Origin of the sequence: Mesorhizobium sp. M0598, from assembly GCF_040320865.1 — a bacterium.
In the GTDB taxonomy this organism is placed as follows: Bacteria; Pseudomonadota; Alphaproteobacteria; order Rhizobiales; family Rhizobiaceae; genus Mesorhizobium.
This window is the reverse complement of record NZ_JAMYQL010000027.1, coordinates 41,335-52,176: the sequence shown is the minus strand read 5'-3', so window position 1 is coordinate 52,176 and position 10,842 is coordinate 41,335. Positions and strand designations below refer to the sequence as shown.

Below are 10,842 nucleotides of genomic sequence, written 5' to 3'. Positions count from 1 at the left end.
CTCACAGCCTCTTTTCGACCAGCACCTCAACGCGCCGGTTTAGGGCCCGGCCCTCGCGCGTGCCGTCGTCGGCCACTGGATCCGTGGCTGCCCGGCCCTCGGAATGGACGCGTTCCTGCGGCACTCCGTTTTGTACCAGCATGTCGGCAATGGTCTGGGCGCGAGCCTCTGACAGTCGCTGGTTGGTCGACAGCGGATTGGTTCTTTGCAGAGGAACGCTGTCCGTATGTCCGACCACAGTGATGTTGCCGATCAGGTCACGATTGGCGAGGATCACCTTCGCGATCGAGCCGATCAGCGGCTCGAATCCTTCCGTCAGTGTTGGCCGCGACGACTGGAACAGTTCGGGGTTGGAGGCCTGGATGACCAGCTTGGCCAGTGAAACGCTCTCCGTGCCGCTGAGAGCCGATCTGAGATTGCCCGGCGCCCCGGCCTCAAATTCGGGCAGCAGCGCAAAATCCACACTCTCCGGCGGCGGAACATCGACCGTTGGCGACACGCGGCTGATGTCGCCACGGGTCGGCGGCGGCAAGGCGCGGACCAGCGCTGAAAGCTCCACCGCCTGGCTGCTTAGTCCCATCGAGAGCCCGACATAGGTCGCGGTGGCGATGACCGCCGCGGCCAAGGCCATCACCCAGATCGGAACGATGAAGCGCTGCGGCTCGTCGGATGCGATGACGCCTTTCCAGTTCGGCGACAGCGGTCCATTCTCGGCGTCGGCATCGCGCAGGAAACGTGCCGCGGCCACACGAACGGCATTGAGCGAGCGATCGCCCGACCGGCCGGGCACGCGATACTTGCCGCGAAAACCGAGTGCCAGGCAGTCATACTGAAGTTCCAGCAATTCGCGATCGCGGTTCGGATGGCGTTCCAGTTCGTCGAGCCGTGTGAAGAACTGCGTGCCGGCGTCGACGTCGCCGCGCAACATGACCACAAGCGGCTGACGCGGCCATGCGCTGGCCCCGCCCCAGGGCGTGTTCAGGGCCAGATCGTCGAGCAAGGCCGCCACCACCCATGCTGCCTGATCGGCCCGCTCCATCGATGACCCCGCCGCCATTGCCGTGTCGCGTGCCCGAACCAGTTCTTCGAGCAGCCGTGTGCGTAACACTTCCGGAATCTCTGGTGGCAGCGCGCTTTCAAGCTCAGGCGCAAACTCGAGCAGGGGCGCAAAGGCGTTGACAAGGCCGTTCGGGTGGGTGCGCGAGCGTTTAACCGGCCCGCCCGGCAAGGATGCCGCCATCGGTCGCGGCATCGGCGTGCCGGTCAGCCTGATGCGAGTGCGTTCGCGATCCTCCGACAGTCCGAAAGGATCATCCCGGCTCATGGTTTCACCTGTTCACCGAATAGCAGTCCACCTGCGGTTCGCTCGGCAGTACACCCGAAACGCCAATAACGAAGCCTGGGGCACCGAGCAGCGATGCCCAGTGCTCGCTTTTCTGGTCGAGCTCAAGGCACAGCCGATCGCCGTCGTAAGGAATCTCGCGCGGTTGCGAATGAAGCGGTTTCAGCGGGATGCCGGGCAGGCGGGACTTCCACAGGCCCTCGAACTCATCGGCCGAGCCCACGGTCGCCTGGTTGACGAATATCTTGCGTAGCGCGTCCTCCGACAGTTCCGAACCGACCCGGATGACGATCCGGCTGGCCACCAGCAGCTTCGGATTGTCGATGCGGATTTTCCAAACATTGGTCGAATGGCGCATGACGGGCAGCGCACGCGATTTCGGCTCGATGTAACGCAGGCTCAGGATCAGTGAGCGCAATGCATCCGCCAGCGCCGAAAACGGTGGGCCGGGCGCCATGTGATCGTAAGCCGGCAGCTCGCCCAGTCGCCGCGCGCTCGAGCCGTAGGTCGCCATCGAGCCGGCAAGCCCGGCCAGTTCGAGGTAAAGTTCGGCCGGATGGAAGACATCCTGCGCCAGCATATGGGCCAGTCGCGGACGCGCCGCGTTGGCGAGGTTGAGCATCAACAGGTCTTCGACGCTGCGCCCTGGCCCGCCCATGACCATCTTGCCATGCGCCTCGGCGATCTGGTCGAGGCCTGTGACGACTTCCAGAAGCAGTTGCCGGTACCAGGCCACTGCACCGGTAACCAATGCCGGTGGCAGGAACGTCTCGTCCAGCGAAACGCCGCCATCGGCACGAACCGCCTTGATGTCGGCTATTGGCAGGGCGGTATAGCCGCCGACCGATTTGCCGGGTGCAAGCAACAGCGATTGCGGCCGGGCGATTTCGATTTCTTCGGGGTCTGAACCGCCCTGGACGGCATCGCGCACCGAAACGATCCGTCCATGATAGCGCGCACCGCTGGGCGGCGCATGCGCCGGATCGAAGCCAACGCCGCCGGCCGGCTCGAGCGGCAAGGCGACCAGCACCGGGCCGGCGCCTGTATCCGGGGTGACCGGCAGCGGACGCGGCTGGTCCATCAGATCCGGAATGGAGAAGGGGGTTCCGTCCGGGAAAATGCCTCGTGCAGACAGTATCGAGATCTGGCCGGCATCGAGCAATGCCTTATCCAGGGTCAATTGCTGAAAGCCGAACGTATGCAGCTGGCCGGCCCGCAACGCGCCGCGCACCGTCCCTTCGAAGAAACGATCCTGCTGCTGGAAATGCTGGGTCCGCAGGAAAAGGCCCTCGGACCACAGCACCCTGTTTGCATCGCTCATCCGGCTACTCTCTCAGTCGAGCTCCCCTTGCCTTGGCCGTCAGGCGGAAATGCCGCCGCTGCCGAGTGTGACATTGATCGTAAAGTTTGATCCGGGCGAAACCGATTTGGTCGTCCGCCAGTTTCGCCCGCCAGGCTCACGGATGAGCGCAACGAAGCCCAGGGCCGCCGCATCCGGTTCAACCGTAATGGTCTTGGTCGCGGTTTTTCCAGGCCCGACGGCAATCTGGTCGGATCCGATGAGATCACCCGCCAGTGCCGAGCCGGCATCCCCCTGCAAGGCAAAGTAGTCGGCGGAGTTGAACTTACCGGTGCTGCGCAGCCGCATGACCAGCACCGTCACTGGCCGGTCGCCGCCGCCTGGTCCAGGGTTCATGCCGCCCGCCCCTGTCAGTTTCACGGTGATGACCGACGGTTTTGGCGGCCCGGCGCTTTGACAGGCCGTAAGCAGCCCGGTCGCACCCAAGGCAACGATAAATTCCCGTCGATCCATCATGTGTTACTCCTCCTCATATGCATCCCGAAAATCGGCGCCGATTTCGCCGAGAAAGCTCTTTTCCGCGCTCTCGGCGATTTCACGATGGCGTTTCTGGTACAGCTCCCACAGCTTGGCGCCGCGCCCGCCCGACAACAGCGTGCCGATCGCGGAACTCGATTTCAGCTCTTCTTCGATGGCTGCCGGCTCAAAACGGTCGACCATCCGCCGCAAGGCGGCCTGCACGCCGCGCCAGGCGCGCACGTGATGCTGTGCCAGATCGCGAACCGCATCCGCGATAGCCGCTTCGCCGGCCAGAAATCCGGGGCTGCGTTCGGCGATAAGCGTCACGATAGCGTCGTCGACGGTCGGCAGAAACTTGAGTGGATTGACCTCGGAGGCTCCGACCATTGTCTGGGCAACGCGAGCATTTCCCTTTTCTTCGGCACGCTTGCGCAGCAGCTGCATCAGTCCTTCCATCATAAGCCGGTATTCGCGGCCGAACTTTTCCATCTCAGCGACGGCGTCGCGCCCGGGAAAATCGGCTTCCGCGACGCCCATGCCGCGCAGGAATGCGGTGCGAAGCGCCATGTCGGCGTGCTGCCTCGCAGGCGGCTGGCGGGCGGGGCTGGCGGCTGCGCCTGCCCGCATTGGGGGATGGGCATTTGCCGCTCCCACGGGCACTTCCAAGGGATTGCCCGATTGCAGTGGGTGGGCGTCGCGCTCGCGCTGACCGGTCGAGCCCGCATCTCTTCCCGGGCTGGGCGCCGCGGCTGGACCAAAACCGAAGTCGTCATTGAATTCCGGCAGCTTTGCCGTCGCGGGCTCCGTTGCGCCTTTAGGGGACGACATAGGGTCGAGGCCGAATGGGTCCGCGTGGCTGGGGGTGCTGTCTGGTTCCAGGTAGGCGTCGGCGCTTTTTGACAGGGGCGTTGAAACCGGATCGAGGCTGAACGGGTCGTCGAAAGCAGGCGAGCTTCGCTGTCTGGAATTGGCGCGTTCAAACGCACCCGGGATCGGCTGCTCGAACGGGTTAGGCAGCTCGGCTGGACGTGGCCGCTGCGGCTCTTCTTCCATGGCGGCTGAAAAGAAATCGTCCCGGCCGATGCTGACCGGTGCCCGAGACGCCGGCCGCGAGCGCTCCGGAACTGACGCTGCGGCTGCTGCAGATGTGGCTTGAGGGCTCGACGTCTGCAGATCGACATACACGATGTAGTCGCCCAGTCTCAGCCGCATTCCATTGCGAAGGCGCGTCGACTTGCCGGCACCGAGCGGCCTGTCGGAGTCGTCTATGAACAATCCGCTGCTCGAGGTATCGGTGACGAAATATCCGTCGCGCCCACCAGTGATCCTGCAATGGGCGCGTGAAACGAACATGTCGGGATCGTCGATCTGCCAGCCGGCGTCCGCGCTGCGGCCGATCACCAGTTCCCCCTCGTCAAGCCGGGCCTGCCGTACCGCCTGGGTGCGTGGCCCTTGCTCCAGCGTCAGCAGCAGACTCATGCCGCGACCTCCGCCCCTTCCTGCCGCCAGCCGACTAATGTCCGCAGCCGCATGTCGTCAGCATCGCCCCTTTCAGCGGGCCGCGCAAGCCACGCGGTCCGGGCGAGTTGCACGGCTCCAATACGCGGCGGCGGAACGGCATCGCGCGCCAGCACGATGCGCAGATCGACGTCGAGCGATTCGCCAACCATGTCGCCAACGGCTTGCTTCAACAATTTGAGGCGTTGACCGCCCGGCAGGAACGCCTTGAAGTCCTCATAGCCCAGTGGGCCGACGCGGAGCTCGAGCCTGCTTTGACGGTTGAAGACGCGCGGACCGATCGTCGCTCCCCGACCAAGCCCCGCGTAGGCTTTGCCAAGGCGGGTCTGAAGCGCGGCTGGTATGGTTATCCAGGCAGCGATGAACTCCCTGATCTGGACCGGCACCTTGAACGCCTCTGCCAGAAATAGCGTCAGCCGCTCAGGGCCGTCGACCTGATTGGCAAGCGAAGCGGCCTGGCGCAGCTTCACGGCATCCAGATCGGCGTTCTGGGTGCCGGGAAGCCCTATTCCCGCCATGGCTTCAAGCATGGCGCGAACGCGCCCACCGACCGCGCGCTCGACCTGAACCGCCGGATGCGCATCCGCCCACGCCCTATAATACAGCGCAATCATGCGGTTCTGAAGAATGTTGACGAAGTCGATGAACGTCGTGTCGCTGGTCTGCTGCGCATCGGCGCCGGTGAACCAGCGTTGCGACAGGCGATCGAGCACCCAGCGCGTCAAATGCAGGGGCATCGGACCTTCAGGTCCCATCAGACCAATGTTTGCGACCGTAACCCGAGCGGGCGCTTGGTCAGTCGCTTCGCGGAATTCTGCCAAGTCCTTGGCGGAAAAGCTGAGACGGACATGCTGCCCGAGCCGCGAGGGTTCGCGCTCCGGCGGGCCGGAATAGCCGAACAGCCCGCCTCTCCGTTCGAGCCGGCGCAACAGCTCGAAGAAGTCGAACGCATCCGACAGCTCTTCGGACCGACCAGGCTTATTTAGATCAGGTAGCGATTGCCGGGCGTCATCGGCCATGGCACATCCTCCTGCTTCTGCAGCAGCCATGTGCGGGTTCGCACAAAGCCGTTTATTCCGGCATGACGGGCAAACAGCCGTGCCAGCAGGGCCGAAAGCAGCAAGGTGCTCTGCCCCGCCAGGACCGATTGATCGACATGCAATGTCACCTCCGTGCCTCGTCCGAAGCACATCGGCCCATCGATCTGCAGTCGTTCGATGACCGACCGGGAATCGATGCGCACGATCGAGTGCACATTGCGGGCGAGGCTCGGGTCTCCCCTGTCGGCGTATAGCTCAAGCAGCGCATGCAGCGGATCGACGCCGCGACCTTCCTTTGCAAGGCTTAAGAAGTTGAGCGCGAGTTGCGATACAAGCCGCCAGGCGAGATTGTCGGCTCGCGATTCACCCGCCGCGCCCGACGGCAACGCTGCGGGGATGGCTGGGCGAGGCGGGCGCAATGCGCCGAGAAGCCGGATTGTTTCGACCGGATCGCCGGCTTCCAGCGTCAAGGTAGGGTTGTCGTCAAGGATCGGCAGATCGCGGTTGGTGCAGAGCGCCACGATGTCGACGCGCTTCAGCGGCCGGTTCGGCGGACTTTCCGCGGGGCGTGAAATCGCCAGGAAAACGTCGTCGCCCGTGTATGAAGTGCGGGTGAGGCCGTCGCGCCGTTCCTCCTCCGTCGGGCGGCGTGGGCGCCGTTCGGTGGAATAAACCCAACCGCTGCCGCGGTTCTGTCCCAGGCTGAAGAGCTCCGGGATTGCGGCGTCGCTCCCCTCACTGTCGGCGTCCTCGACGCGGATAACCCGATAGATTTCGAAGTCCCGCGCTCGCGTGCGGTCGGCATGCAGCACCTGCCGCGTCTTGCGCGGATCGAGCTCGACGACGTTGCACTCACGCTCGAACAGATTGATGATCGGCGTTGCGAAAAGTTCAAAATCGGCCGCCGTCAGATCGGCAAGTTCAGGCACCGGACGCCTGAAGATGAAGATGATCTCGAGCTCGGCTGTGCATCTGCGCACAATGGGCTGCAACCCCGAAATCCGAGCATAGTGAAAGCGCTCCGGCATCATGAAGTATTCGCGCAGAAGACGGTATCCTTCGAACGTCGGACGTGTACGAGGCATCAGCGCCTCGTCATCGCTGATGCCGACCATTTCAGGTACCGGCAACGCCGATATCGGGTTGGCCTTGCCTTCCGGTCGTGTACCAACGGCCGAGCAGGCGCCGAAAATCGCGTCGAAAAGCAGTGGTGCCTTGGTGCGCGCGGCAAAATAGAGATCAAGCCGGTCGAGCGACAGTTCGTCGAGCTTGCCTTTTCCGGTACGAGCCAGCGTGATGCGAAGCGCCGCCTCGCCATCCACACCGCCGATCCGCGTGATGCCGGCTGCCGCCAAGGCGCTGCGATCCTGAAAATAGCCGACCGACGTGATCGCAATCGGCCACAGCGTCATGTCCTGGGCGGTGGTGAACGTGGAACGCGTCGACAGGCCAGGCTGGAGGCTGGAAACCAGACGCGTATTGCGCTTGACGACATGACCCCCAATCATTGTCTGGACCTGCTGGCCGGGTTTGAGCACCACCATGGCCGTTGCCGGCGCCGGCGTGACAAGATCGGGATAGAGAACATCAAGGACGGCGCGCGAGAAACGCGAGCGTTCCGCATCGACCTTGAGCCGGGTCCGCGCGGCCAAGAAAGCAACGCCGTCAAGCAGCCGCTCGACGTAGGGGTCCGGACAGGGGACCGTATCGAGTGAAAGGTTGCGCGCCACCGCCGGATGCATGTCGGCAAATTCTGCCGCGAGCGCACGGATATGGGTCAGTTCCTCCTCGTAATATTCTACGAAGACCCGGTCCATCTCAGGCTTCCCTAAATTCGGTCCGAGCCAAGCCGTTATCGAGATTGATCGTGGTGCGCAGGCGCATGCGTTCGGGCGTCGGCGTCATGATCAACACCGCATCTATCTCGATCTTCAGGCCCACGGTTTTGTCGCCAAGGGTTACCGTAACTTTTGTTGCACTGTCCTTGAGACGCGGCTCGAAGGTGGCAAGCACCGAGCGGATCTCGCGCGCAAGGGCCTCGCGATCAAAGTCGCGGGAGGAACGGCCCGAGAAGGAAGGCACGCCGTAATTGACGACGCTGCGACGCACCTCCGGAAAATCAGCGAGCCCCGGGGGGTTGTCCCCGGCCTGCTCGCTTTCAAGATCGGAAAGAAGCGGAATGGCCTCGAAGCGCTCGGTATTGAACAAGGCCTCGACGTCGCGCCGCACGGCTTCCTTGAGCACACGAGCCGACACCACCACGCCGCGGCTTTCGATTTCAGCGCGGTGCTGGCTCTGAAAGGCCAGGCGATGCAGACGCCGCTTCTGGTCGGCCGTCAACTCCGCGTCCGCGTCGATGAGCCGCGCACTGGCCGCAACCAGATTGTCCAGCCGCTCCGCGCCAAGCTCGTCCTGCAAGGCCTGGCGCAGCCCGTCTATCTCGGAAGTCATACCCGGCAGATCGTTTACGAGGCGGTCCCATAGAGAGGGCTGGACTGCTTCGCGCTTTGCTCGCGAACTGCCGCTACCCAGCGACTTGTCCGCGCCGGGCCGCCGGGCCTCACTTGCCGACATAGACATCCATTTCGATTTCGTCGTTGTCGTCGTAGACGAACTTTATCTTCTTGTAGGCAAAGCTGACCTCTTCCTCGATCAGGTCCTCCTCATCCTCGGCCTGCGACATGTCGTATTCCATGATCGAGGCGTCGGTGAGTGTGACGACCAGGTAATCCTTGGTCTCGCCATCAATGGTCCGCCGTGCCGAAAACACGACTTCGTCCAGGGCCTTGTTTTCGAACAGCGCCTTTTTCAGGTAGGGCGAAGCCTTGTCATAGTGCTTGGTGAACTTGATCATACCCAAGGACACACGACCGCGACGCGAGAGCGAATTTGGATCATAGGGTGCGATCATCTTGTAATCGACGCCATGGATTTCGATTTCATCCTCATGGCCATCTCGAGTGCTTGGACCCTTGATATCCGGAACCTTTAGAAAGCCATCAATCTTCGTATTTGTGGGCATTGTCTTTCTCCACCGCTTTCAAAAAAAAGCAAGATGTTGTTGCTGCAAAATCAAGTCTTTACCGACGGAAGTTCCGAAACCAGTCGGAGCGAGGCATTGATACCCTCCAGCTGATAATGCGGGCGCAGATAGAAGCGGGCATTGTAGTAGCCGGGGCGCCCTTCCACGCTGTCCACCTGAACCTCGGCGGCGGCGAGCGGGCGCTTGGCGCGCGCCTTGTCGTCGGCAAAGGCCGGGTTGGCCAGCACATACCGGTTGATCCATTCGGTCAGCCAGATCTGCATGTCGGAGCGCTCCTTGAACGAACCGACCTTGTCGCGCGCGATCGCCTTGAGGTAGTGGGCAAAGCGCGAGACCGGGAAAAGGTAGGGCAGGTTGGCGCTCAGCCGCTCGTTGGCCTGCGCATCGGGGTCGACCAGCCGTCCCGCCCTTGTCTCGTCGTCCTGCAGCGAATGGGCGCCAATAAAGGCGGCGAGATCGGTGTTCTTTCGATGCAGGATGGGCATCAGGCCGAGCTTGGCCAGCTCCGCCTCGCGCCGGTCGTCGATGGCGACCTCCGTTGGACATTTCATCGCTATGGAGCCATCATCGGTCGGGAAGCTGTGCACCGGCAGGTTGAGGACCGTGCCGCCATTTTCGACGCCGCGGATCTGCGTGCCCCAGCCATAGAGCTTGTGGCTGCGGTTGATATTCACGCCCATCGGGAAGGCTGCATTCATCCAGACATATTTGTTGTGATCGCCCTGCACTTCCTCCTCGAAGGTGAAGCTCTTCACCGGAACGGTATCTGTCCCATACGGCAGCCTTGCCAGAACGCGAGGCATGGTCAGGCCGATGTAGCGCGCGTCTTCGCTCTCGCGCAGTGACTGCCACGAGGCATAGGCCGGGTTTGAGACGATCTGCTGCAGGTCTTGCGGGTTCGGCAATTCCTGCCAGCTGTCCATACGGAACAGGCGCGGCGAGGCAGCTGCGATGAACGGCGTGTGTGCAGAGGCGCAGATCCCGGAGATGTTGCGCAAAAGACCGACATCGCGCGGGTGGTTGGAGAATTCGTAGGCGCCAATCACACAGCCGATAGGCTCGCCGCCAAGCATCGAATACTCGTCCGTATAGAGTTTCTTGAAGATCGGGCTCTGATCCCACATCTGGCCCTCATAATCTTCGAGCGTGTCGGCCAGCTGCTGCTTGGAAATGTTCATCACCCGGATCTTCAGCTTCTGATCCGTCTCGGTATTGTTGACGAGATACCACAGGCCGCGCCATGTGCCCTCGATTTCGCGCACTTCCGGCGCGTGCAGGATCTCATTGACCTGTTCCGACAGCATCTTGTCGATCCCGGCGATCAGCGACTTGATCGACTTGATCGCATTGGACGAGATGGTGGTGGTATCGGACCGCGATTGCGCCGCAAGCGCGAGATTGCGCACGAGCTGCTGCAGCTTCTCGCTGTCGTCTTTCTTGACCTTGAAATCCTTCTCGAGGAGGTCGCTGAATTCGCCAAGGTCGATGGCTTCGGCCGCGGCGGTGACGGCGGCAGTCTTTTGCTGTTCGGCCATGGTCATTCCCCTGCCTTATCGTCGTCGGCCAGTGCCTGGCTGGCGATCCTGCCAAGAAGCGGCTCGTTATTGAGAAGTTGCGCAATGCGCTTTTCGGCGTCGACGCGACCGTCCATGAAGCCGAGAAGTTCCTCGAGCTGGCGACGCATTTTGAGGATTTCGGCCAATTGCGGAACTTGCTCGGCGATCTTGTCTGGTGCGAAATCGCCCATCTTGGTGAAGGTAAGATCAAGCGCCAGTTCCTCGTCGCGCTCGGCGCCCTCAGCCTGGGGCAGCGTATTCTTCACGCGGGCTTTCACGCGCGGTCCGAGCGCTTCCATGAAACGTGGGAACCGGTTCGCGTCGGTTTCGACAAAGGAGCGGTCCAGCACCGACTTCATCGCTTCCTTGGTCTGCGAAGCGCCCGAAAGGTCGGCCATCACGGCCATGACGAACGGCAGTTCGATTGTCGTCGGACTGCCGTAGGTTTCCACATCATAGGCGATCTGCACCCGCGGCGCTCGATTGCGTTCGATGACCTTCGCTTTGCTTTCGGCTGGCATGGC

The 10,842-nt window shown here is 62.6% G+C and carries 10 protein-coding genes; all 10 read right to left on the bottom strand.

All coding sequences use genetic code 11. The features are described 5' to 3' along the window. Position 1: 1 nt before the first annotated feature. The 10 genes from icmH to tssB are packed head-to-tail and all read right to left on the bottom strand — an operon-like array spanning position 2 to position 10,839. Entirely contained in the window at positions 2-1,324 is a 1,323-nt protein-coding gene (gene icmH / locus NKI59_RS25995) for a type IVB secretion system protein IcmH/DotU (RefSeq protein WP_352592774.1), read from the bottom strand. Between the two features lie 4 nt (positions 1,325-1,328). Then, positions 1,329-2,663 carry a type VI secretion system baseplate subunit TssK gene (tssK, locus tag NKI59_RS25990; protein WP_352623477.1) on the bottom strand — a complete coding sequence of 445 codons (1,335 nt, stop codon included), beginning with the start codon at positions 2,661-2,663 and terminating at the stop codon, positions 1,329-1,331. 39 nt (positions 2,664-2,702) lie between these two features. Then, complete coding sequence (gene tssJ, locus NKI59_RS25985) at positions 2,703-3,158, bottom strand: type VI secretion system lipoprotein TssJ (RefSeq protein ID WP_352592769.1); 456 nt, start codon at positions 3,156-3,158, stop codon at positions 2,703-2,705. Positions 3,159-3,161: 3 nt separating this feature from the next. Beyond that, positions 3,162-4,640 carry a type VI secretion system-associated FHA domain protein TagH gene (tagH, locus tag NKI59_RS25980; RefSeq protein WP_352592767.1) on the bottom strand — a complete coding sequence of 493 codons (1,479 nt, stop codon included), beginning with the start codon at positions 4,638-4,640 and terminating at the stop codon, positions 3,162-3,164. After that, complete coding sequence (tssG, locus tag NKI59_RS25975; protein WP_352592765.1) at positions 4,637-5,698, bottom strand: type VI secretion system baseplate subunit TssG; 1,062 nt, start codon at positions 5,696-5,698, stop codon at positions 4,637-4,639. Before tssG ends, tagH begins: the two co-directional genes overlap by 4 nt. After that, positions 5,662-7,536, bottom strand: a complete 1,875-nt coding sequence (gene tssF / locus NKI59_RS25970; protein ID WP_352592763.1) for a type VI secretion system baseplate subunit TssF — start codon at positions 7,534-7,536, stop codon at positions 5,662-5,664. Before tssF ends, tssG begins: the two co-directional genes overlap by 37 nt. A 1-nt stretch (position 7,537) precedes the next feature. Continuing rightward, entirely contained in the window at positions 7,538-8,293 is a 756-nt protein-coding gene (gene tssE, locus NKI59_RS25965) for a type VI secretion system baseplate subunit TssE (RefSeq protein ID WP_352641661.1), read from the bottom strand. Next, positions 8,280-8,741 (bottom strand): Hcp family type VI secretion system effector, encoded by a 462-nt coding sequence (locus tag NKI59_RS25960; RefSeq protein WP_352592760.1) that lies wholly within the window; start codon positions 8,739-8,741, stop codon positions 8,280-8,282. The genes tssE and NKI59_RS25960 overlap by 14 nt, the downstream gene beginning before the upstream one ends. Positions 8,742-8,791: 50 nt before the next feature. Further along, positions 8,792-10,297: a type VI secretion system contractile sheath large subunit gene (gene tssC, locus NKI59_RS25955; RefSeq protein WP_352592757.1), complete on the bottom strand. Its 1,506-nt coding sequence runs from the start codon at positions 10,295-10,297 to the stop codon at positions 8,792-8,794. A 2-nt stretch (positions 10,298-10,299) separates the two neighbouring features. Next, positions 10,300-10,839 (bottom strand): type VI secretion system contractile sheath small subunit, encoded by a 540-nt coding sequence (gene tssB / locus NKI59_RS25950; RefSeq protein ID WP_352592754.1) that lies wholly within the window; start codon positions 10,837-10,839, stop codon positions 10,300-10,302. Positions 10,840-10,842 lie beyond the last annotated feature (3 nt).